The sequence below is a fragment of the Pseudomonas chlororaphis genome (genome assembly GCF_001921865.1).
Taxonomy (GTDB): Bacteria; Pseudomonadota; Gammaproteobacteria; order Pseudomonadales; family Pseudomonadaceae; genus Aquipseudomonas; species Aquipseudomonas chlororaphis_D.
The window spans coordinates 1-22373 of sequence record NZ_MSCT01000001.1 but is presented as its reverse complement, the minus strand read 5'-3'; the positions used below and the strand labels follow the sequence as shown (position 1 = coordinate 22373).

The 22373-nt window shown below is 60.9% G+C and carries 12 protein-coding genes, 2 tRNA genes, 4 rRNA genes and 1 pseudogene; 10 read left to right on the top strand and 9 right to left on the bottom strand.

The features are described from left to right. Positions 1–2 precede the first annotated feature (2 nt). Complete coding sequence (gene lapG, locus BTN82_RS00095; protein ID WP_075117159.1) at positions 3–695, bottom strand: cysteine protease LapG; 693 nt, start codon at positions 693–695, stop codon at positions 3–5. Positions 696–986: 291 nt separating this feature from the next. On the opposite strand from lapG, the gene BTN82_RS00090 reads away from it, so the two are divergent. The 6 genes from BTN82_RS00090 to BTN82_RS00065 all read left to right on the top strand — a co-directional run bounded on the left by BTN82_RS00090 (position 987) and on the right by BTN82_RS00065 (position 8805). After that, complete coding sequence (locus BTN82_RS00090; RefSeq protein WP_075117158.1) at positions 987–1679, top strand: GntR family transcriptional regulator; 693 nt, start codon at positions 987–989, stop codon at positions 1677–1679. Between the two features lie 70 nt (positions 1680–1749). Further along, on the top strand, positions 1750–2505 hold the full coding sequence (locus BTN82_RS00085; RefSeq protein ID WP_075117157.1) for a thioesterase II family protein: 756 nt from the start codon (positions 1750–1752) through the stop codon (positions 2503–2505). A gap of 659 nt (positions 2506–3164) precedes the next feature. Further along, complete coding sequence (locus BTN82_RS00080; RefSeq protein ID WP_075117156.1) at positions 3165–3941, top strand: DUF3050 domain-containing protein; 777 nt, start codon at positions 3165–3167, stop codon at positions 3939–3941. Continuing rightward, on the top strand, positions 3938–4867 hold the full coding sequence (locus BTN82_RS00075) for a diiron oxygenase (protein WP_075117155.1): 930 nt from the start codon (positions 3938–3940) through the stop codon (positions 4865–4867). Before BTN82_RS00080 ends, BTN82_RS00075 begins: the two co-directional genes overlap by 4 nt. Before the next feature lie 15 nt (positions 4868–4882). Beyond that, complete coding sequence (locus tag BTN82_RS00070) at positions 4883–8317, top strand: non-ribosomal peptide synthetase (protein ID WP_075117154.1); 3435 nt, start codon at positions 4883–4885, stop codon at positions 8315–8317. A gap of 23 nt (positions 8318–8340) precedes the next feature. Beyond that, complete coding sequence (locus tag BTN82_RS00065; RefSeq protein ID WP_075117153.1) at positions 8341–8805, top strand: SRPBCC family protein; 465 nt, start codon at positions 8341–8343, stop codon at positions 8803–8805. A 116-nt stretch (positions 8806–8921) separates the two neighbouring features. Here BTN82_RS00065 and BTN82_RS31735 read toward each other — a convergent pair whose 3' ends face one another. Further along, positions 8922–9707 carry a methyl-accepting chemotaxis protein gene (locus BTN82_RS31735; RefSeq protein ID WP_410002775.1) on the bottom strand — a complete coding sequence of 262 codons (786 nt, stop codon included), beginning with the start codon at positions 9705–9707 and terminating at the stop codon, positions 8922–8924. 69 nt (positions 9708–9776) lie between these two features. After that, positions 9777–10802: pseudogene (locus BTN82_RS31730) on the bottom strand (cache domain-containing protein); the annotation flags it as partial. Positions 10803–11114: 312 nt separating this feature from the next. Here BTN82_RS31730 and BTN82_RS00055 point away from each other — a divergent pair. The 4 genes from BTN82_RS00055 to BTN82_RS00040 all read left to right on the top strand — a co-directional run bounded on the left by BTN82_RS00055 (position 11115) and on the right by BTN82_RS00040 (position 16469). Continuing rightward, complete coding sequence (locus BTN82_RS00055) at positions 11115–11615, top strand: sigma-70 family RNA polymerase sigma factor (protein ID WP_075117151.1); 501 nt, start codon at positions 11115–11117, stop codon at positions 11613–11615. A gap of 5 nt (positions 11616–11620) precedes the next feature. Next, positions 11621–12631, top strand: coding sequence for a FecR domain-containing protein (locus tag BTN82_RS00050; RefSeq protein WP_075117150.1), 1011 nt, complete (start codon positions 11621–11623; stop codon positions 12629–12631). Positions 12632–12733: 102 nt separating this feature from the next. Next, a complete protein-coding gene (locus BTN82_RS00045) occupies positions 12734–15229 on the top strand; it encodes a TonB-dependent siderophore receptor (protein WP_075117149.1) in 2496 nt (831 codons plus the stop codon). A 64-nt stretch (positions 15230–15293) separates the two neighbouring features. Then, positions 15294–16469, top strand: coding sequence for a PepSY-associated TM helix domain-containing protein (locus BTN82_RS00040; RefSeq protein WP_075117148.1), 1176 nt, complete (start codon positions 15294–15296; stop codon positions 16467–16469). A gap of 149 nt (positions 16470–16618) precedes the next feature. Here BTN82_RS00040 and rrf (BTN82_RS00035) read toward each other — a convergent pair. The 6 genes from rrf (BTN82_RS00035) to BTN82_RS00010 form a co-directional block, all read right to left on the bottom strand. Beyond that, positions 16619–16734, bottom strand: a 5S ribosomal RNA gene (rrf, locus tag BTN82_RS00035). A 110-nt stretch (positions 16735–16844) separates the two neighbouring features. Then, a 5S ribosomal RNA gene (gene rrf, locus BTN82_RS00030) occupies positions 16845–16960 on the bottom strand. A gap of 149 nt (positions 16961–17109) precedes the next feature. Continuing rightward, positions 17110–20001 (bottom strand): 23S ribosomal RNA (locus tag BTN82_RS00025). A 233-nt stretch (positions 20002–20234) separates the two neighbouring features. Continuing rightward, positions 20235–20310, bottom strand: a tRNA-Ala gene (locus BTN82_RS00020). Positions 20311–20320: 10 nt separating this feature from the next. Further along, positions 20321–20397, bottom strand: a tRNA-Ile gene (locus BTN82_RS00015). Between the two features lie 123 nt (positions 20398–20520). Beyond that, positions 20521–22057: ribosomal RNA gene (locus BTN82_RS00010) — 16S ribosomal RNA — on the bottom strand. Together the 16S, 23S and 5S rRNA genes with 2 tRNA genes alongside form the textbook arrangement of a ribosomal RNA operon. Positions 22058–22373 lie beyond the last annotated feature (316 nt).

Genomic DNA, 22373 nt, shown 5'->3' with positions numbered 1-22373 from the left:
TCCTAGTGAGTCGTCTCGACCGGAAAACCTTCGGCCTGCATTTTCTTCAACACGTCCTGCCACCGGGACAGGCGCTTGGTGTCACCGACTTTCTTGTTGCCCTTGGCGCCGGGCAGCCACAGGCCCTCGGCGTTGAAGGAGTACACCGGCAGCAGGTCGGTACGCTGGCTGGCCGGCTGGATGGCGTCGATCAAGCTGTCGAGTACCAGGGGCATGGCCTCCGGGCTTGAATAGTAGGTCAACACCATGTGCGCGCGGTTCTGGCGCAGCGCCTTGACGTAGGTGATCCGCAGTTTGTCACTGGAAACGCCCAGGTGGCGCAGGCTGAAATACTTGGCGATCGCATAGTCCTCGCAATCGCCGGCGCCCTTCCACAGGGCCTCGACCGGGGTCTCCCAGTAATCCACCTGGTGCCACAGGTCGATGTCTTCCACATAGCGCATGTTCTTGTTGAAGAACAGGTTGACCACCTTGAGCTGTTCCATCTCGCTGGCCTGGTTCTGGGCCACCAGCAGTTGCTGCCAGGCGTCGATGCGTTTCTGCCCTTCGCCCAGCGGCCCGTACAGCGCCGTGGCGCGGCGGCTGATCTGCGAGAAGTCCCAGTCGGCTTGCAGGCCGCCCAGCAGCAAGCCGGCCAGCAGCAGCGCCGAACACAACCAGCGCAGGGTCCGAGAAAGAGCTAAACGTGCCGCCAATGCGAAGAGTCCATGGGAGCTGTCGTGAGTCGAAGGATGGTGCAGGCTGGGCCGGCAAAAGACAATGGCACCTTACAATCACCGCCCTTGCGCAGACGCTAAGCTGAAAGCAGGCACCTGTTCGTTTATCGGCCGGTACTTGAGCCGCAGGAGCGCTACCCCGAAAATCGGCGCCGGCCAAATCCGCGACAGCGCGCCGCCCGTTCGGCGCAGCCCTGGTTTGACAAGCGACAGGGCGCTATCTAGCGTCCATTGGATCCAAATCTTCATAGAAAACAGGATAGCGTTAACGTGACAGAAAAACCGAGGCCCTTGAGCAAGATCGCCGTCAGCGGGCCCATTCCCGCCCACCTCGCGCGCTCGGTGATCGAAGAAACCCTGCGCGCGGCGATTCTCGACGGCCGCCTGCCCAGCGGCACCGCACTGCGCCAGCAAGACCTGGCCGACCTGTTCGGCGTCAGCCGCATGCCGGTGCGCGAGGCCTTGCGCCAGCTCGAAGCGCAATCACTGCTACACGTGGTGCAACACAAAGGCGCGGTGGTCGCCGAGCTGATCGGCTACGACGCCGTGGAAACCTATGGCCTGCGGCTGCTGCTCGAACTGGAAGCGCTGCGCCTGTCGATCCCGTTGCTCGACGCCGAGGACATCGCCCGGGCCCGCGGCTATATCGCGCAACTGGAAAGCGAAACCAGCCATGCCGAGATCGGCCGCCTCAACCGCCTGTTCCACATGTCGCTGTACCACCGGGCTCCGAACCGGAAGCTGCTGGGCCTGATCGAGCTCGAGCTGAACGAGGAAGAGCGCTTTCTGCGTTTCCATCTATCCTCCATGGGCTTGGGCAAACTCACCCAGGACGACCACAACGCCATGACCGATGCCGCCGAGGCCAAGGATGTCGAGCGGGCGCTGGAGGTTTTGCGCAGCCATCTGGAAAAGGCCGCGAAGACCATTCGCAACTACCTCGAACGGCCCGCCGACAGCTGACAGCGGTAACGGCGGCAGGAGCCGCCAGAGGCAACACGCAATGACCGGCACACCGGCTTAAGGAAAAGCAGTGCACGCTCGCAATGAAAAATGGCTGATGGTCCTCAATTCCGGCGAACCGGCGCGGACCCGGCTCATCTGCTTTGCCCAGACCGGCGCGGACCCGGAGCAACTGCGCAACTGGTCCACGGGGCTGGCCGGGCACATCGAGCTGGTGCTGGTCCGGCTTCCCGGCCATGGCAGCCGCCAGGCCGAAACGCCGCTCGACGACTGGCCGCTGCTGCTGGTGGATACCTTCGCCGCGCTGCGCCCGATGCTGGCCGAGCCCCATGCGCTGTTCGGCCATGGCCTGGGCGGGCTGTTGGCTTACGAAACCGCCAAGCGCGCCCAGGCGCACTATCCGGGGCAGACCCGCCACCTGTTCGTTTCCGCCTGCCGCAGCCCCGACAGCCCCTCCTCCCGGCCACTGCTGCACACCCTGCCGGCGACGCCTTTCCAGGAAGCCATGCTGTCGCTTGGCGCCACGCCGATCGAAATCCCCCGCGACGAGGCCAGCCGCAATCAGTACGAGAGGTTGTTGCGCGCCGACCTGAAGCTGTTCGAGTCCTGGTGCGACCAGTCCAGCGACAACCTCGAGATTCCCCTCACGGCCCTCTATGGCAGCGAGGACCCGCTGGCCCCCGCCAGCAACATGGCCAATTGGCGAGAGTTCACCCGTCGCGAGTTCGAGCTGATCGAGGTCGCCGGCAACCACTTTTTCATCAAGTCCCAGCGCCAGCGCCTGCTGCAAATCATCAATACCCACCTGGGCCTGCTCGGCGAATAATCCGCCGCCGCGCCATCCTCATCCGCCCCCGAACGCACGCCGACGATGGCTCAGCCATCGATTTAGGCCCACTCTTGCTGTCGCCGACTGAAAAAGGGACGTGGGCGCGGCTATCCGCCCGCTACACGTCGTTCCAAAAGCCCCATGCAAGGAGCCCAGCGACTGGAGGACATGACCGGGATCGGCTCCCGGACCTGTTCTCCCGGATATTCAACGACTTCAACTCAGCGCTGCAAAGGTTGCTTCGAGTGAGGCATTCACTCAGCTTTGAAATTCTGACTTATATAAGTCGGAAGGGGCAACTTCATCCCGAAGAAACTTTAACTTAAAGTTTCCATGCAACTTGTCGCGCATTAAAAACACACAATATGAAAGTATTCCAAAAACAACTTGCCCGATACTTTTCCCTGTATTAGTTTTTCTTCGTCGACGTTATACGAGTCGATCGTTAGTTCACCACCCGATGGGCAGGGAGCCTCGCCCCCAAGCCAGCCTTGGCCTACGCCTTATTGCGGATAAGGCCAACAACTTAAAAGACTATCCACTCAGGTGCGAGGCCCCTGTTCGCCCGCAATAAACAATTTTTCATCAACACCCATACGAGCCGGAACTTATCCGGCCAAGAAAACACACTTGAACACTTACAGAAGGCAACTCAAATGAACGCCAGTAAAACACTTCTCGACGCCCGTAAAACGATACTTGGCAACCACCCCATCTTTGCTGAAATCAATACACTCGCGGTACTTCAACGTTTTATGCAGACCCATGTTTTCGCGGTATGGGACTTCATGTCGCTGACCAAGCGCCTGCAACAGGAACTGACTTGCGTGCGCCTGCCCTGGCTACCGCCGCAGGACCCTCAGGCCGCGCGGCTGATCAACGAGATCGTGCTCGGCGAAGAGTCCGACGATCGACCCGGGCAAGGTCATTACAGCCATTTCGAGCTGTACCTGGATGCCATGCGCGAAATCGGCGCCAGTACCCGCGCCGTGGAACGCTTCGTGGCGTTGCAGCGCGAAGGCGTGAGTTTCGACACCGCCCTGCAAAGCGTCGAGGCCGACCCGGCCGCCCGCGCCTTTGTCCGCCAGACCGTGCACACCGCCGTGCAGGCGCCGGCCCATTGCGTGGCGGCGGCGTTCCTCCACGGCCGCGAGAGCGTGATCCCGCCGATGTTCCAGCGCATCCTCGACGACTGGGGCATCGGCATCGAGCAGGCGCCGACCTTTCGCTACTACCTGCAACGCCATATCGAGGTCGACTCCGACGACCATGGCCCGGCCGCGCAACGCTTGCTGGAGCGCCTGGTGGACGGCGACCCGCAGCGCCAGCAAGAAGCATATGCCGCGGCCATCGCCGCGGTGGACAGCCGCATCGCGCTGTGGGACGGGCTGCGCCTGAGCATGGGCCAGGCCGCGGTCGGGGTGAGCGCATGAACGCCCTCGACTACCAGTCCTTCGCCGACGCCTGGGAAGAGCGCGCGACCATCCGCACCCGCCCGCGGCGCCTGCTCGAAGACGACGACAAGCTGATCTACCCGCTCAGCCGCCAACCCCTGGTGCACAGCCAGGGCTTCCTCGACCACTGCGCCCACCTGCGCGATTTCGTGCTGGTGCAAAGCCTCTACAAGTTCATCAACGACGTGGTGATCTTCGAGACCGAACTGGTGGACAAGACCGCCCGCAGCATCGCCAAGAACCGCTTCGCCATCGCCTTTCCCTTCGCCTGTCGCTACGACGCCATGACCGTGGTGGTGGACGAGGACTACCACGCGCTGGTGGCGATGGACTTCATGCAGCAGACCATCGCTATGAGCGGTATCGAGCCCATCGAACTGCCTCGGGAAATCGAGCTCAGCCGGGCCATCCCCGCGGCCCTGCAAAACGCTCCCGGGCACCTGCGCGACGCGGTGGAGCTGATCTGCGTGGCCATCGCCGAAAACACCGTGACCAACGATGTCGCCGCCTTCGCCAAGGACGATACGGTCAAGCAATCGATCAAGGGCTTGATGGCCGACCACCTGCAGGACGAAGGCCGGCATTCGGGTTTCTGGTCGCGGCTGGTGCGCATCTATTGGCACGGCGCCAGCGACGCCGACCGCGAAGCGATCGCCCGGGTGCTGCCGGTGTTCATGGCCCAGTACCTGACCAACGATATCCAGAAGGACTTCGACCTGCGGTTGATCGAACAACTGCCGGTCGCCGAAGCGGTCAAGGACGCACTGCGCGAGGAGGCGGCGGGCCTGGCCTATCCGATCAACCGCCAGCACCCCCTGGTCGTCAACATCCTGCGCTTCTTTCGCAACAGTTCGATGCTCGACTCGGCCTGCGTCCAGGACGCCCTGGCCGACTACCTGGCCTAACGGAGGGATCCGCACATGAGACGCCTCGACATTGTCTTGACGGGCCGCAGCCAGGCCCTGGACGCACTGGCCACGGAGCTTGCGCAGCACGGCCACCTGGTGCGCCGACTGGCCTCGCCCCAGGCGGTCGCCAGCGCGGTCGGACTGCGCAGCGACCTATGGATCGACGACGGCAGCCTGAGCGTTGCGCCTGGCCTGGCGGCAAGCGCCGCCCGCCTGGACCTGCGCATCGCCCTGAACGCGCAAGCGGCGCCCGAGCTGCCGCAGGTGCGCCTATTTTACCTGTATGGCCCGCGGCTGATCGAGCAGGCGAGCCTGGCGCCGGAACCCAGCGGCAACGGCCAGGCCCTGCGCAGCAACGCGGTGGCTCGGCTGGTCGCCGGCGGCGCGCGGCTGGCCAGCGGTTTTTCCCGCGGCGCGGCGTTCTTCGAGCAGCTCGCGCCGTTGCCCGATCCGGGCGAAGCGCTGTTGGGCCTGGAACAACTGGACGCCCTGGCGTTCGAGCACCGGCACAACCCGCAGCCCGACCCCGCGCTGCTGCAAGAGATGCAGGTGCCGCTCGCCCGGCGCATCGACCAGAGCCTGCTGGCCTTCGCCGAGCGCCCGGCCTTGAACGTCCAGGGCGTCGACTACAGCTACCGGGCGCTGCACCGCCTGAGCCTGAACCTGCAACGGCAGATGCTGCGCCACCTGCCCGGCGCCTCCTCGCAACCGCCGGTCGTTGCCCTGTGCCTGACCAAGTCGGCGGCGCTGTATGCCGGGATTCTCGCGACCCTCGGCTGCGGCGCGGTGTACCTGCCCCTGGACCCGGAACACCCGGCGCAACGACGCCGCTACATCCTCGACAACGCCGGCGCGGCGCTGTTGCTGCACGACGGTTGCGCAGACCTGGGCGACCTCGACCTGCCCCAACTGGATGTGCGCGACCTGCCGCCCGACGACGCCGACGACCGCGCGCCGCTGCTGCGCCAAGCGCCACCGCCAGAGGCGCCCTGCGTGGCGATCTATACCTCGGGCACCACCGGCCAGCCCAAGGGCGTGTTGCTCGGCCAGGGCAACCTCAGCCACTTCTGCGCCTGGTACATCCGCCATGTGGCGCTCAACGAAAACAGCCGGGTATTGCAGTTCTCCACCATCAACTTCGACGCCTCGCTGCTGGATATCCTGCCCACCCTGCTCTGCGGCGCGCTGCTGGTGGTGCCCGACCCGGACCAGCGCCGCGACCCGCGACAACTGCTGGCCCTGCTCCAGCGCCAGCGCGTCAGCCATGCCTTCCTGCCGCCGGCGCTGCTGAGCATCCTGCCCCTGGAACAGCCGCTGGGGCTGCAACACCTGGTGACCGGCGGCGACGTCTGCGAGCCCTTCGTCATCCAGCGCCTGGCCGACCAGTGCGCGCTGCACAACATCTACGGCCCGACGGAAACCACGGTGCTGGCCACCACTCGCCGCTTCCAGGCCGACGACAACCCACGCCACCTTGGCCTGCCGATTGCCAACGGCCAGGTGCTGATCCTCGACGAACAGCGACAACCGGTGCCGGACCATACCCCCGGCGAGTTGTACCTGGCCGGCCCGGGCATCGGCCTCGGCTACCTGAACGACCCGGCACTGAGCGCCGAGCGCTACCCGACCCTGGCGTTGCCGGACGGACGCCGCCTGCGGGCCTATCGCACCGGCGACATCGGCCGGTGGACCGCCAGCGGCATCGAGATCTGCGGGCGGCGCGACAATCAGGTGAAGATCCGCGGCTTCCGGGTCGAACCCGAGGAAATCGAGCACTGCCTGCGCGACAGCCAGCTGTACCGCCAAGTGGCGGTGGTGATCGACGAGCAGCGGCGGATCCTCGCCTTCCTCGCCCGGCCGAACCTGCCCGACGGCGCCCTGCCGGCCCTGCGCGAGCAGGCGCGGCAACGCTTGCCGGACTACATGCGGCCCAGTGCCTACCTCGAACTGCCGAGCATGCCCTACACCGCCAACGGCAAGATCGACCGCCGCGCCCTGCTGGCCCTGCCGCGCACACCGCTCGGCAACCCGCAGCGGCGGCTGCCGCGAACCGCCTGCGAACAGCGGCTGCTGGCGCTGTGGGCCGAGCTGCTGGAACTGCCGGCCGACGACATCGGCACCGACGACAGCTTCTTCAACCTCGGCGGCCACTCGATTCTGCTGTCGCGGCTGCTGCTGGCGATTCGCGAACAGTTCGGCCGCAGCCTGTCGATCAATCGCTTTATCGAAACGCCGACCCTGGTCAACCTGGCGAGCCTGATCGATGGAGAGGCCCAAGACGGCCCCGACGCCGCCCTCGACCGGGTGTTCGCCGATGCCAACGCCGCATTCGACCTGCAGGTGCTGCCGCCCAGCCGGCTGGGCGACGTGCACAAGGTGCTGGTTACCGGCGCCAACAGCTTTCTCGGCGTGCACATCGTCCAGGCGCTGCTGGAGTGGGGCGCCAGCGAGGTGGCGTGCCTGGTGCGGGAAACGCCCACGCAATCGGCCGCCGAGCGTTTCGCCCAGGCCCTGCGCGACAACCGCCTGGAGCATCTGGACCTGAGCCGGGTCCGGGTGCATGCCGCCGACATCAGCCAGCCGCGACTGGGGCTGGCGGCCGACGTCTACGAACGCATCGACCGCGAGTACGGCGCGCTGGTGCACAACGCCGCTAACGTCAACCACGTGCTGGATTACCCGGCCCTGGCACGCGACAACATCGAACCGCTGTTCGAGTGCCTGCGCCTATGCGAAGGGCGCAGCAAGAAGCTCTTCAACTTTGTCTCGACCCTGTCCGCCTGCAGCAGCGTCGACGCCCAAGGCCGAGTGCTGGAGCTGCCGCCCGCGGCCACCCCGCCAATCTATCTGCGCAACGGCTACAACCTGTCGAAATGGGTCGGCGAACGGATCCTGCAACGGGCTCGCGAACAGGGGGCGTGGGTCAACCTCTTTCGCCCGGGCAACATCAGTTTCAACAGCCAGACCGGGGTCTGCCAGCCCCACAAGAACCGCTTGATGCTGATGCTCAAGGGCTCTTTGCAACTGGGCCAGGTGCCGCGACTGGCGATCAACTTCGACCTGATGCCGGTGGACTTTCTCGCCCGCTTCATCGCCTTCCACGCCAGCCGTTATCAACCGGCCCACGCGGTGTTCAACCTGCACAACCCGCAACCCTTGAGCTGGGAAGCCTACGTCGCCTCGTTCCGCGAGGCCGGGCGCGAGTTCCGCCTGGTCAGCGTCGCCGACTGGCAGCGCCAACTGGGCCGGGTCGACCGCGACAACGCACTGTTCGGCGTCCTCGGCTTCTACCTCGACGGTTTCGAGGAAGACATCGGCGATACCTCGCAGATCGTCCATGCCAACGCCGAAGCCGGGGTACGGCGCATGGGCGCCGACTACCCGCCCAAGGATGCGCAGCTGCTGCGCAAGGGCTGCCAATACCTGAAAGACATCCGCTTTATCTGAACCCACCCACGCTGGAGAACAGCATGAAAAACCTGCAACCCGACACTCTGATCAAGAACCCGAACGCCTGCGAGGTCCTGTCCACCGTGGACATCGGCGCCGACGCCCGGAGCGTCTGGGCCATCGTCGGCAACTTCGCCGGCTTCCCGGCGTTCATTCCCGCGCTGGCGCGCATCGAGATGACCGGCGAGGGCGTGCGCTCGGTGCGCAAGAAGTTCTTCCATGACGGCAATATCGTCATCGAACAACTCAACTCGCGGGACGACCAGGCGCTGTGCATGACCTGGAGCCTGATCTACGACACCCTCGGCATCGGCAACCTGTGGGCCGCCATGAGCGTCGAGGCCCTGCCCGGCGCACGAGCCCGCGCGACCTGGCGCATCGTCGCCGACCCGGCCGCAGGCGGCGCCGAGGTGGCGGCCTTCCAGGGGTTCCTGCAAGGGTTTGCCGATGAGGCGATGGGCAATGTGCGGAGGATGTTCGAGTAGGGCGTAGGAGCGGCAGCGCCTCTCGGGCGCCATCGCGAGCACGCTCGCTCCTACAGGGGAAATGCAAACGCGATGCGGTCAGGCAGACCGCATCGCGTTTTTTTTGGCGGCGCCGATCAGATCTTGAAGCTGTCCACCAGTTGCTTCAGGCGGTTGGCCTGCAGCGACAGGGCGTCGCAATCCTTCAAGGTTTCGTTGAGGTTGGCCACGCCCTGCTGGTTCAGCAGGTTGATCTGGCTGATGTCGACGTTGAGGGTTTCCACCACGGCGGTCTGCTCTTCGGTAGCCGCGGCCACCGACTGGTTCATGCCGTCGATCTCGGTGATGCGCTGGGTCACGCTGACCAGCCGCGCACCGGCCTGGTTGGCCACCTCGACGCTCTCTTCGCTGGACGCCTGGCTGGCGTTCATGGTCGACACCGCCTCGCGGGAGCCGATCTGCAGCGAGGTGATCATCTTGTGGATCTCTTCGGCCGACTCCTGGGTGCGGTGGGCCAGGTTGCGGACCTCGTCGGCCACCACCGCGAAACCGCGACCGGCTTCGCCGGCGCGCGCCGCTTCGATGGCCGCGTTGAGCGCCAGCAGGTTGGTCTGCTGGGAGATGCCTTTGATCACATCGAGGATGTGGCCGATGTTATCGGTGCTGGCGTTCAGGGTTTCGATCTGGGTGCAGGACAGGCTGATCTTCTGCGACAGCTCGGTCATCGCCAGGATGGTCTGCTCCACCACTTGCCGGCCATCGTCGGCCTGCTCGCTGGCGCCGCTGGCGTGCTGCGAGGCATCGGCGGCATTGCGGGCGATTTCCTGGGTCGCGGCGCCCAGCTCGTTGATCGCCGCGGCCACGCTGTTGGTGCGCGCGCTTTGTTCGTCGGAACCGACGATCGAGGCGTTGGAAGAAGCCATCACGCGCTGGGACAGGTCATGCACCTGGCGGGTGGCCGAGGACACCTCGGAAATCGACGCGTGGATACGTTCCACGAACTGGTTGAACGAACCGCCCAGTACGCCGAACTCGTCCTTGCTCTCCACCACCAGACGGCGGGTCAGGTCGCCTTCGCCCTGGGCGATGTCCTGCATGGCACGGCCCATGGTGGTCAGCGGACGCATCAGCACCTGGATCAGCAGGCTCAGCAGCACGGCAATCGCGGCCACGGCGATGAACATCGCCAGCAGCGCCGAGGTGCGGAACTTGCCCAGCGGCGCGTAGGCCTTGTCGCGGTCGATGGACAGGCCGATGTACCACTCGGCATTCGGCAGGCCGGTCACCGGAGTGAAGGACAGGATGCGTTCCTGGCCGTTGAGCAGCACGTCCTGGGTACCCTTCTGGATACGCACGTTAGCGCCCGGGTAGATGTCCTTGAGGTTCTTCATCACCTGGCCCTTGTCCGGGCTGACGATCACCTGCCCGTCCGCGCTGACCAGGAAGGCATGGCCGAGGCCGCCGAAGTCCACCGAGTTGATGATCTTCACCAGGGTTTCCAGGCTCAGGTCGCCACCTACCACGCCCAGCAGCTGGCCGTTCTTTTTCACCGGCATGGCAATGGTCACCACCAGGCCGCCGACCGCTGCCATGTAGGGCGGGGTCAGCATGGTCGTGTCGGCTGCCACGGCCTGCTTGTACCAGGGACGCTGACGCGGATCGTAGCCATCGGGCATCTTCGCGTCAGGCCGCTGGGTGAACACACCGTTGGCCTGGCCCACATAGGTGAACTGGAAGTTCGAGGTGAACGCCGGCTGGTCCACCAACCCCGGGAAATCGGCATTGGCGCCCTGGTGCGCAACGTTCTGCGAGAGGTTCTCGAGCACCAGGATGCGCCCGCTCATCCAGTTCTGGACGCTGCTGGAAGTGAGGTCACCGGCCTGCTGGATGGACGATTCGAGGTTCTGGGCAATGGTATTTCGCTGCAGATAGTCGTTGTACAAAGTGAACAACGCAAAAGCCAGAACCACTACGCCGGAAGCGGCCAAAAGGATTTTATGGCTGAACTTGAGATTCATGTCATGGGACTTCTTATGCCGAAAGTGGGGATGCGTACGGGATGCAACTTTCCATGTAACAGCGCAGGCGGCGTTCTACGACCGCTCTACTTTGGTGCACGCATGGGTCTCACTGTCTGTCGGCACGAAGCGGATAAATCTTAGCTATTGCTCAGAAATATACGTGTTATCCGCAAAAAACCCGCCGAACGGCAGGCTAGAGCGGTCGCCGCGGACTTTTCAGCGTCAGGCGCCCTGCGGTTGTTGCAAAATCCAGGACCCTTGATGAAAATGCGACTAATTATCACTTGTGACACCCGGGCAGTCGCATCCATGTCATCACCTGAGTTCGCGGTACAGGCGCTATACAGCCATCACCATGGCTGGCTCAACACCTGGTTGCGCAGCCGGCTGGGCAATGCCGCCGATGCCGCCGACCTCGCGCAGGACACCTTCGTGCGCCTGTTGCAGCGCACTGAACGCCTGGAACTCAAAGCTCCCCGCGCCTTCCTGCGGACCATTGCCCGTGGCCTGGTGATCGACCACTGGCGCCGCGAGGAACTCGAACGCGCCTACCTGGAAACCATCGCCCACCTGCCGGAAGCCGAAGCCCCTAGCGAGGAAGCCCGCGCCCTGGTGCTGGAACTGCTGGAAAACATCGCGCGCCTGCTCGAAGGCCTGAAGCCGAAAGTGCGCCAGGCCTTTCTCCTGGCCCAGTGCGAAGGCCTGACCCACAAGCAGATCGCCGAGCAGATGGGGTTGTCCCTACGCTCGGTGGAGCGTTACGTGGCCGATGCGCTGTTCCATTGCTACCTGTTGCGCTATGAGCCTTGACCGCTGTGGATAACCCATCGCTCAACCTGCGCCGCCCCACCGACCCCAGGCATCTGGTCGTCAAGCAGGCCATCGACTGGATGCTGCGCCTGCGCAACAACGCCGGTAACCCCAGGCTGTTGCAGCAATGCGAGACCTGGCGCGCGGCCCATCACGAGCACGAGCTGGCCTGGCAGCGGGTACAGTCGCTGCAACAGGAATTGCACGGCAACCTGCGGGCCGTCCCCGGCGCCCAGGTGGCCTTCGACACCCTGGAAAACAGCGCCCAGCGCCTCGGCCGACGCCAGGCCCTGAAGCTGCTTGGCGGCGTCGTGCTGGTAGGTTCCGCCGCCTGGCTGGGCAAGGAACAACTGGCCTGGCAGCAATGGAACGCCGACTTCGCCACCGCCACCGGCGAACGCCGCGGCTTCCAACTGCCGGACGGTACGCGCCTGGAGCTCAACACCGACAGCGCCGCCGATATGGACTTCAATGCCCGGCAGCGACTGATCCGGCTCAACCGCGGAGAGCTCATGCTGAGCTGCGGGACGGACCCGCAGGCGGGCGGCGCCAGGCCGCTGCTGGTGCAGACCCGCCACGGGTTGTTCGAAGGTCTCGATGCGCGCTTCGTGGTACGCCTGGAGGGCGACTGCACGCGGCTGAGCGTCACCGCCGGCAGCGTCGCCATTCATGCCCCGCACACCGCCGACGGCGCCGCGGCGCGGGTACAAGCCGGACAAAGCTACCTCGTCAGTGCATCGCAAGCGGTGCCGGTACGGCCGCCGGACATGGACGTGGGCGCCTGGGCCGACGGCCTGATCGTCACCCGCAACATGCGCCTGGCGGATTTCCTCCACGAAGTCGGGCGTTATCGCCACGGTTTTCTCGGCTGCGCCGACGAGATCGGCGATCTGCGCTTGTCCGGCGTGTTCCGCCTGGAAGACACCGACAAACTGTTGGCGATCCTCCCGCAGACCCTGCCCGTGCGCCTGCGTTATCGCACCCGTTGGTGGGTCACCTTGGAGCGTCTCGCCTGAGACGTTGCAGCGTCCTGAAATTTTTTGGCGGCTTTTCCGCGTGAGTCCGGCTTAGACAGTAAGCACTTCCATCGGCCTTCAGCGACTCAACGGAACCCCTTCATGACTGTGCGTAGCAACCTCTGCAACTCCTCGTGGCCTTCTCTCGACCTGCGTTGCGCCGTGCGCGCGGCCCTGCTCGCTTCGGCGCTGGGGGTTTCGGCCTTGCCTGGCCTGGCTCAGGCTGCCGAGACCAGTGCGGCCAGCCTCAGCCACAGCTACAACATTCCCGGCGGCTCCCTGAGCGAGGTGCTCAACCGCTTCGCCCGCGAAGCCGGCATCACTCTGGCGATGACCCCGGCGCAGCTTCAGGGGCGCCAGTCCGCGGGCCTCAAGGGCGAGTATTCGACCGACCGGGCCCTGGGCCAACTGCTGGACGGCTCCGGCCTCGAGGCCGTCAGCCAGGACGGCAGCAGTTATGTCTTGCGGGCATTGCCCGAAACCGGCGCCCTGGCGTTGCCGACCACCGACATCAAGGGTTTTGCCCTGGGCAACGCCTTGGGCAGCATGGACGGCTACAACGCCACTCACAGCCAGATCGCCACCAAAACCAGCACCGCCTTGCTGGAGACCTCGCAAAGCGTATCGGTGGTAACCCGCGAGCAAATGGACGACCAGGGTTCGCAGACCGTTTCCCAGGCCATGCGCTACACCCCGGGCGTGCTGACCAACCCCTACGGCGCGACCCACAGGTACGACTACGTGGCCATGCGCGGCTTCAACGATGGTTCGGTGGATAACATCTACCTCGACGGCCTCAAGTCCATGGGCGACAGCGGCACCTACAGCACCATGCAGGTCGACCCGTACTTCCTGGAGCGGGTGGATATCCTCAAGGGCCCCTCGTCGGTGCTCTATGGCCGCAGCTCCCCGGGCGGCCTGGTGGCGCTGACCAGCAAGAAGCCGCTGTTCGAGCCTTATCATCAGGTCCAGGCCACGGTCGGCACCCAGGGCCAGCGTGGCATGGGCTTCGACTTCAGCGGCCCGCTGGACGACGACAAACGCATCGCCTATCGCCTGACCGGGCTGACGGACCAGTCCGACACCCAGTTCGATCACAACAAGGAAAAACGCTACGCCCTGGCGCCGACCCTGAGCATCGACTTCAGCGACGACACCTCGCTGACCCTGCAGGCCTACCTGCAGCACGATCCGGATGGCGGTTACCACAGCGGCATGCCGGCCGACGGCGCCTTGCATCAGCGCAACGGCCAGCGGATTTCCGAACACTTCTTCGAGGGCGAACCGGGCATCGATGGCTACAAGCGCGACCAACAATCGTTCGGTTATCAGTTCGAGCATCGCTTCAACGATGTCTTCACCGCACGGCAGAACTTCCGCTACCTCGACTCCAAGGTGAAGCTGGACCAAGTCTACGGCTACGGCTGGACCACACCGACCAGCAACGAGTTGAACCGCTACTACACCGGCGGCGACGAAAAGCTGCATGCGTTCATCGTCGACAACATGCTGCAGGCCGAATTCTTCACCGGCGCGACCAAGCACACGGTGCTGATGGGTGCCGACTACCAGCGGCGCAAGACGGTAGTGGACTGGACCAGCGGCTCGGTGGCGCCGATCAATGCGTTCGATCCGGTCTATGGCAACTCGGCCATCACTTACTACGACCCGCTGAGCTACCTGCGCCGCCTGGAACAGACCGGCGTCTACCTGCAAGACCTGATCGAGATGGACCAATGGCGCTTCTCCCTGGGCCTGCGCCAGGACTGGGTCGAGACCTCGGACGAGAACCGCCTGGCCGAAGCCTCGCGCCCGGAGGGCACCGAGATCAACGACAAACGCACCAAGCTGACCGGCCGCGCCGGGGCGCTGTACCTGTTCGATAACGGACTGGCGCCGTACATCAGCTACTCCGAGTCCTTCAACCCCAACTCCTACGCGGACAGCGCCGGCAACCCGCTGCCGCCAACCGATGGCACCCAATGGGAGCTGGGCCTGAAATACCAGCCACCGGGCACGGATGACCTGTACACCGCCTCGCTGTTCCGCATCGACCAGGAAAACCTGGCCACCAAGCTGCCCCAGGAAAACTTCTACCGCGCCGTCGGCGCCGTACGTTCCCAGGGCCTGGAACTGGAAGCGCACCTGCAGTTGAACGACAACCTCAAGGTGCTCGGCAGCTACACCTTCACCGATATCGAGTACTCGAAATCGATGGTCAGCACCCTGAGCACCGCCACCGACATCATCGAGAACAAGGGCAACTCGCCGACTCAAGCACCACGGCACATGGCTTCGCTCTGGGCCGATTACCGGTTCCACGGCGCGGCGCTCGACGGCCTGCGCCTGGGCGGCGGCGTACGCTACGTGGGCTACAGCTGGGCCGATGCGGAGAACACCATGAAGGTTCCGTCTTACACGCTGTTCGACGCCTCCATCGGCTATGACCTGAGCAAGGTCGGGCTGAAGGGCGTGGATGTCCGGCTCAATGCCAACAACCTGACCAACGAATCCTACATCGCCTCCTGTGCCAGCCTGAGCTTCTGCTACATGGGCGAGGAGCGAAACGTCGCAGCCACGGTCAGCTATCAGTTCTGATCATTTACCGATTCCCTCAAAGCCAGCGCTCGCGCTGGCTTTGTCGTCTCTATGGGAAAATCCTATGCGCGCAATTCTGGTTCTCCTGCATCGCTATATCGGCTTGGCCACCGCGGTGTTTCTACTGTTGGCGGGGCTGACCGGCAGCCTGCTGGCTTTCAATCATGAGCTGGACGAGTGGCTCAACCCGGGGTTCTACGAAGCCCCGGCCAAGGGGCAGACGTTACCGCCTGGAACCCTGGTCGAACAGGTGCAGACACAGCATCCGCGCTTGCAGGTCTGGTACATGGAGTACCCCAACGAAGCCGGGCATACCGCGCTCCTCGCGGCGGTACCACGCAACGATCCAGCCACGGGCAAGCCGTTCGACGAAGCCAACCAGGTGTTCTACCTGGACCCGGTCAGTGGTGAGCAGACCGGCAAGCGGTTCTGGGGCGCCTGCTGTTTCCAGCGGGAGAACCTCATCCCCTTCATCCTCGAATTCCACTACAACCTGACACTGCCGGGTAACTGGGGCCTGGTGCTGATGGGGTTGGTGGCGATCCTCTGGGTGGTCGACTGCTTCGTCGCCTTGCTCCTCACTCTGCCTCGTGGCCGGCCGTTCTGGAGGAAGTGGTCGACCGCCTGGAAGATCAAGGGCGGGCATGCCTATCGCCTCAACATGGACCTGCATCGAGCAGGCGGTTTATGGCTGTGGTTACTGCTGTTGCCCGTTGCCGTGAGCAGCGTGGCGATGAACCTGCCAAGCCAGGTGTTCAAGCCGGTGGTGTCGCTGTTTTCACCGATCGAACCTAGCGTTTACGAGGCCCGCGGGCGTCTGCCCAGCGACCAGTTGGGAGTGACCCGGCTCAGCTATCAACAGGCCTACCAACGAGCGCAGGAGGAAGGCGAGCGGCTGGGCCTGACCGCGGCGATCGGCGAGCTGTATTACAGCTTCGAATACAACTTCTATGGCGCCGGTTTCGGCCAACACGATACCGAGGCCCATGGGAAGTCGTGGTTGTTCTTCCATGGCACGGATGGGCGCTTGTTGGGGCAGGAGATCGCCGGGCAGGGTACTTTGGGCGAGCGCTTTTATCGGTTGCAGCTGCCGATCCATGGTGGCCGAATCATCGGCTTCACCGGGCAGGTGCTGATTGCGGTTTTAGGGTTGGTTATCGCGATGCTGTCCGCCACCGGAATCTACATCTGGTGGCGTAAATGGCTGGCTCGCCGAAGCAGCAAGAGGCGCCGGAGGTAATCCGGGAATACAGAGTGCAGGCCCTTCGGCATGTTGTAAGAGCCGTCCAGTAGCCAGCGTGGAAGCCTGACCAGGACATAAGCCACGAAGTTTCGGCCGTACAAAAACAAAACCCCAACCGCTTTCGCAGTTGGGGTTTCGGAATTCAATCTTGACGATGACCTACTCTCACATGGGGAAACCCCACACTACCATCGGCGATGCATCGTTTCACTGCTGAGTTCGGGATGGGATCAGGTGGTTCCAATGCTCTATGGTCGTCAAGAAATTCTGTGGCCAGACCGTTGGCTCAAGGGCCGAACGTGCTAGCAAAATCAGGCACTTCTACAAAAACAAAACCCCAACTGCTTTCGCAGTTGGGGTTTCGGAATTTAATCTTGACGATGACCTACTCTCACATGGGGAAACCCCACACTACCATCGGCGATGCATCGTTTCACTTCTGAGTTCGGGATGGGATCAGGTGGTTCCAATGCTCTATGGTCGTCAAGAAATTCGGGTACTGATTCGTGACCGGATGGCCTCGCTTCAGCAAATTGGGTATGTAATAGCTTTGTGTGTTGTGCAAACTTTCGGTTTGTATCGTCTTCACACACCGCAATCTGGCCTCTTTCGAGTTCGCAAATTGCTTGGGTGTTATATGGTCAAGCCTCACGGGCAATTAGTATTGGTTAGCTCAACGCCTCACAGCGCTTACACACCCAACCTATCAACGTCGTAGTCTTCGACGGCCCTTCAGGGAACTCAAGGTTCCAGTGAGATCTCATCTTGAGGCAAGTTTCCCGCTTAGATGCTTTCAGCGGTTATCTTTTCCGAACATAGCTACCCGGCAATGCCACTGGCGTGACAACCGGAACACCAGAGGTTCGTCCACTCCGGTCCTCTCGTACTAGGAGCAGCCCCTCTCAAATCTCAAACGTCCACGGCAGATAGGGACCGAACTGTCTCACGACGTTCTAAACCCAGCTCGCGTACCACTTTAAATGGCGAACAGCCATACCCTTGGGACCGGCTTCAGCCCCAGGATGTGATGAGCCGACATCGAGGTGCCAAACACCGCCGTCGATATGAACTCTTGGGCGGTATCAGCCTGTTATCCCCGGAGTACCTTTTATCCGTTGAGCGATGGCCCTTCCATACAGAACCACCGGATCACTAAGACCTACTTTCGTACCTGCTCGACGTGTCTGTCTCGCAGTCAAGCGCGCTTTTGCCTTTATACTCTACGACCGATTTCCGACCGGTCTGAGCGCACCTTCGTACTCCTCCGTTACTCTTTAGGAGGAGACCGCCCCAGTCAAACTACCCACCATACACTGTCCTCGATCCGGATAACGGACCTGAGTTAGAACCTCAAAGTTGCCAGGGTGGTATTTCAAGGATGGCTCCACGCAGACTGGCGTCCACGCTTCAAAGCCTCCCACCTATCCTACACAAGCAAATTCAAAGTCCAGTGCAAAGCTATAGTAAAGGTTCACGGGGTCTTTCCGTCTAGCCGCGGATACACTGCATCTTCACAGCGATTTCAATTTCACTGAGTCTCGGGTGGAGACAGCGCCGCCATCGTTACGCCATTCGTGCAGGTCGGAACTTACCCGACAAGGAATTTCGCTACCTTAGGACCGTTATAGTTACGGCCGCCGTTTACCGGGGCTTCGATCAAGAGCTTCGCGTTAGCTAACCCCATCAATTAACCTTCCGGCACCGGGCAGGCGTCACACCCTATACGTCCACTTTCGTGTTTGCAGAGTGCTGTGTTTTTAATAAACAGTCGCAGCGGCCTGGTATCTTCGACCGGCATGGGCTTACGGAGCAAGTCCTTCACCCTCACCGGCGCACCTTCTCCCGAAGTTACGGTGCCATTTTGCCTAGTTCCTTCACCCGAGTTCTCTCAAGCGCCTTGGTATTCTCTACCCAACCACCTGTGTCGGTTTGGGGTACGGTTCCTAGTTATCTGAAGCTTAGAAGCTTTTCTTGGAAGCATGGCATCAACCACTTCGTCACCTAAAAGGTAACTCGTCATCAGCTCTCGGCCTTAGAACCCCGGATTTACCTAAGATTCCAGCCTACCACCTTAAACTTGGACAACCAACGCCAAGCTGGCCTAGCCTTCTCCGTCCCTCCATCGCAATAACTAGAAGTACAGGAATATTAACCTGTTTTCCATCGACTACGCTTTTCAGCCTCGCCTTAGGGACCGACTAACCCTGCGTCGATTAACGTTGCGCAGGAAACCTTGGTCTTTCGGCGTGGGTGTTTTTCACACCCATTGTCGTTACTCATGTCAGCATTCGCACTTCTGATACCTCCAGCAAGCTTCTCAACTCACCTTCACAGGCTTACAGAACGCTCCTCTACCGCATCACTTACGTGATACCCGTAGCTTCGGTGTATGGTTTGAGCCCCGTTACATCTTCCGCGCAGGCCGACTCGACTAGTGAGCTATTACGCTTTCTTTAAAGGGTGGCTGCTTCTAAGCCAACCTCCTAGCTGTCTAAGCCTTCCCACATCGTTTCCCACTTAACCATAACTTTGGGACCTTAGCTGACGGTCTGGGTTGTTTCCCTTTTCACGACGGACGTTAGCACCCGCCGTGTGTCTCCCATGCTCGGCACTTGTAGGTATTCGGAGTTTGCATCGGTTTGGTAAGTCGGGATGACCCCCTAGCCGAAACAGTGCTCTACCCCCTACAGTGATACATGAGGCGCTACCTAAATAGCTTTCGAGGAGAACCAGCTATCTCCGAGCTTGATTAGCCTTTCACTCCGATCCACAGGTCATCCGCTAACTTTTCAACGGTAGTCGGTTCGGTCCTCCAGTTAGTGTTACCCAACCTTCAACCTGCCCATGGATAGATCGCCCGGTTTCGGGTCTATACCCAGCGACTAAACGCGCTATTAACACTCGCTTTCGCTACGCCTCCCCTATTCGGTTAAGCTCGCCACTGAATATAAGTCGCTGACCCATTATACAAAAGGTACGCAGTCACAGAACAAAGTCTGCTCCCACTGCTTGTACGCATACGGTTTCAGGATCTATTTCACTCCCCTCTCCGGGGTTCTTTTCGCCTTTCCCTCACGGTACTAGTTCACTATCGGTCAGTCAGTAGTATTTAGCCTTGGAGGATGGTCCCCCCATATTCAGACAAAGTTTCTCGTGCTCCGTCCTACTCGATTTCATGACTAAGAGACTTTCGCGTACAGGGCTATCACCCACTATGGCCGCACTTTCCAGAGCGTTCCGCTAATCTCAAAGCCACTTAAGGGCTAGTCCCCGTTCGCTCGCCACTACTAAGGGAATCTCGGTTGATTTCTTTTCCTCAGGGTACTTAGATGTTTCAGTTCCCCTGGTTCGCCTCTTGCACCTATGTATTCAGTACAAGATAACCATCTTATGATGGCTGGGTTCCCCCATTCAGAGATCTCCGGATCAAAGTCTGTTTGCCGACTCCCCGAAGCTTATCGCAGGCTACCACGTCTTTCATCGCCTCTGACTGCCAAGGCATCCACCGTATGCGCTTCTTCACTTGACCATATAACCCCAAGCAATCTGGTTATACTATGAAGACGACATTCGCCGAAAATTTGCATTCTTAATTAAAAGAGAACTCACAAATTTTACCTTAGCCTGATCCGTTACCAGTGAAAGTAACGTTCAGTCTATCTTTCTATCACATACCCAAATTTTTAAAGAACGATCTAATCAAAAGACTAGAAATCAACATTCAATTTGAATGCTCATTTCTAAGCTTTCCGAAGCAGTTTATGGTGGAGCCAAGCGGGATCGAACCGCTGACCTCCTGCGTGCAAGGCAGGCGCTCTCCCAGCTGAGCTATGGCCCCATAACAAAATTGGTGGGTCTGGGCAGATTCGAACTGCCGACCTCACCCTTATCAGGGGTGCGCTCTAACCAACTGAGCTACAGACCCAATTTCGAGCTTGTAACTGTTAGCTTGGAGCTATCAGCTTGGAGCTTAAAGCTGCTTCTATCGTCTTCTTCAATGAATCAAGCAATTCGTGTGGGAGCTTATGAAGCAGCTGATGTCGTCGATTAAGGAGGTGATCCAGCCGCAGGTTCCCCTACGGCTACCTTGTTACGACTTCACCCCAGTCATGAATCACACCGTGGTAACCGTCCTCCCGAAGGTTAGACTAGCTACTTCTGGTGCAACCCACTCCCATGGTGTGACGGGCGGTGTGTACAAGGCCCGGGAACGTATTCACCGCGACATTCTGATTCGCGATTACTAGCGATTCCGACTTCACGCAGTCGAGTTGCAGACTGCGATCCGGACTACGATCGGTTTTATGGGATTAGCTCCACCTCGCGGCTTGGCAACCCTTTGTACCGACCATTGTAGCACGTGTGTAGCCCAGGCCGTAAGGGCCATGATGACTTGACGTCATCCCCACCTTCCTCCGGTTTGTCACCGGCAGTCTCCTTAGAGTGCCCACCATTACGTGCTGGTAACTAAGGACAAGGGTTGCGCTCGTTACGGGACTTAACCCAACATCTCACGACACGAGCTGACGACAGCCATGCAGCACCTGTCTCAATGTTCCCGAAGGCACCAATCTATCTCTAGAAAGTTCATTGGATGTCAAGGCCTGGTAAGGTTCTTCGCGTTGCTTCGAATTAAACCACATGCTCCACCGCTTGTGCGGGCCCCCGTCAATTCATTTGAGTTTTAACCTTGCGGCCGTACTCCCCAGGCGGTCAACTTAATGCGTTAGCTGCGCCACTAAGAGCTCAAGGCTCCCAACGGCTAGTTGACATCGTTTACGGCGTGGACTACCAGGGTATCTAATCCTGTTTGCTCCCCACGCTTTCGCACCTCAGTGTCAGTATCAGTCCAGGTGGTCGCCTTCGCCACTGGTGTTCCTTCCTATATCTACGCATTTCACCGCTACACAGGAAATTCCACCACCCTCTACCATACTCTAGCTCGCCAGTTTTGGATGCAGTTCCCAGGTTGAGCCCGGGGATTTCACATCCAACTTAACGAACCACCTACGCGCGCTTTACGCCCAGTAATTCCGATTAACGCTTGCACCCTCTGTATTACCGCGGCTGCTGGCACAGAGTTAGCCGGTGCTTATTCTGTCGGTAACGTCAAAATACTCACGTATTAGGTAAGTACCCTTCCTCCCAACTTAAAGTGCTTTACAATCCGAAGACCTTCTTCACACACGCGGCATGGCTGGATCAGGCTTTCGCCCATTGTCCAATATTCCCCACTGCTGCCTCCCGTAGGAGTCTGGACCGTGTCTCAGTTCCAGTGTGACTGATCATCCTCTCAGACCAGTTACGGATCGTCGCCTTGGTGAGCCATTACCTCACCAACTAGCTAATCCGACCTAGGCTCATCTGATAGCGCAAGGCCCGAAGGTCCCCTGCTTTCTCCCGTAGGACGTATGCGGTATTAGCGTCCGTTTCCGAACGTTATCCCCCACTACCAGGCAGATTCCTAGGCATTACTCACCCGTCCGCCGCTCTCAAGAGAAGCAAGCTTCTCTCTACCGCTCGACTTGCATGTGTTAGGCCTGCCGCCAGCGTTCAATCTGAGCCATGATCAAACTCTTCAGTTCAAACATCTTTGGGTTTTGAGAAAACCCTAAACTTGGCTCAGCAATCGTTGGTTACATCTTTGATTTCTCGCGGAGTAACTTGTGATGCTGATAATCTTTCTGACTATCAGTCTGACTCCACAAGCACCCACACGAATTGCTTGATTCAGTTGTTAAAGAGCGGTTGGTTAAGTCTTTCGTCTCAACCGAGGCGCGCATTCTACAGCAGCCTCATTTGCTGTCAAGTGATTATTTTCAGAAGTTTTTGAAGATTTCCTCAACAACTTCAACCACTTGCGCTTCCGATCTCTCGTCAGCGGGAGGCGAATTCTACAGC

What these genes read in the sequence shown, in the direction of transcription:
- BTN82_RS00075 (WP_075117155.1), top strand. Translation starts at nt 3,938, where the DNA reads ATGAACGCCCTCGACTACCAGTCCTTCGCCGACGCCTGGGAAGAGCGC.
- BTN82_RS00040 (WP_075117148.1), top strand. Translation starts at nt 15,294, where the DNA reads ATGCGCGCAATTCTGGTTCTCCTGCATCGCTATATCGGCTTGGCCACC.
- BTN82_RS00065 (WP_075117153.1), top strand. Translation starts at nt 8,341, where the DNA reads ATGAAAAACCTGCAACCCGACACTCTGATCAAGAACCCGAACGCCTGC.
- BTN82_RS00055 (WP_075117151.1), top strand. Translation starts at nt 11,115, where the DNA reads ATGTCATCACCTGAGTTCGCGGTACAGGCGCTATACAGCCATCACCAT.
- BTN82_RS31735 (WP_410002775.1), bottom strand. Translation starts at nt 9,707, where the DNA reads ATGGCTTCTTCCAACGCCTCGATCGTCGGTTCCGACGAACAAAGCGCG.
- BTN82_RS00080 (WP_075117156.1), top strand. Translation starts at nt 3,165, where the DNA reads ATGAACGCCAGTAAAACACTTCTCGACGCCCGTAAAACGATACTTGGC.
- BTN82_RS00045 (WP_075117149.1), top strand. Translation starts at nt 12,734, where the DNA reads ATGACTGTGCGTAGCAACCTCTGCAACTCCTCGTGGCCTTCTCTCGAC.
- BTN82_RS00070 (WP_075117154.1), top strand. Translation starts at nt 4,883, where the DNA reads ATGAGACGCCTCGACATTGTCTTGACGGGCCGCAGCCAGGCCCTGGAC.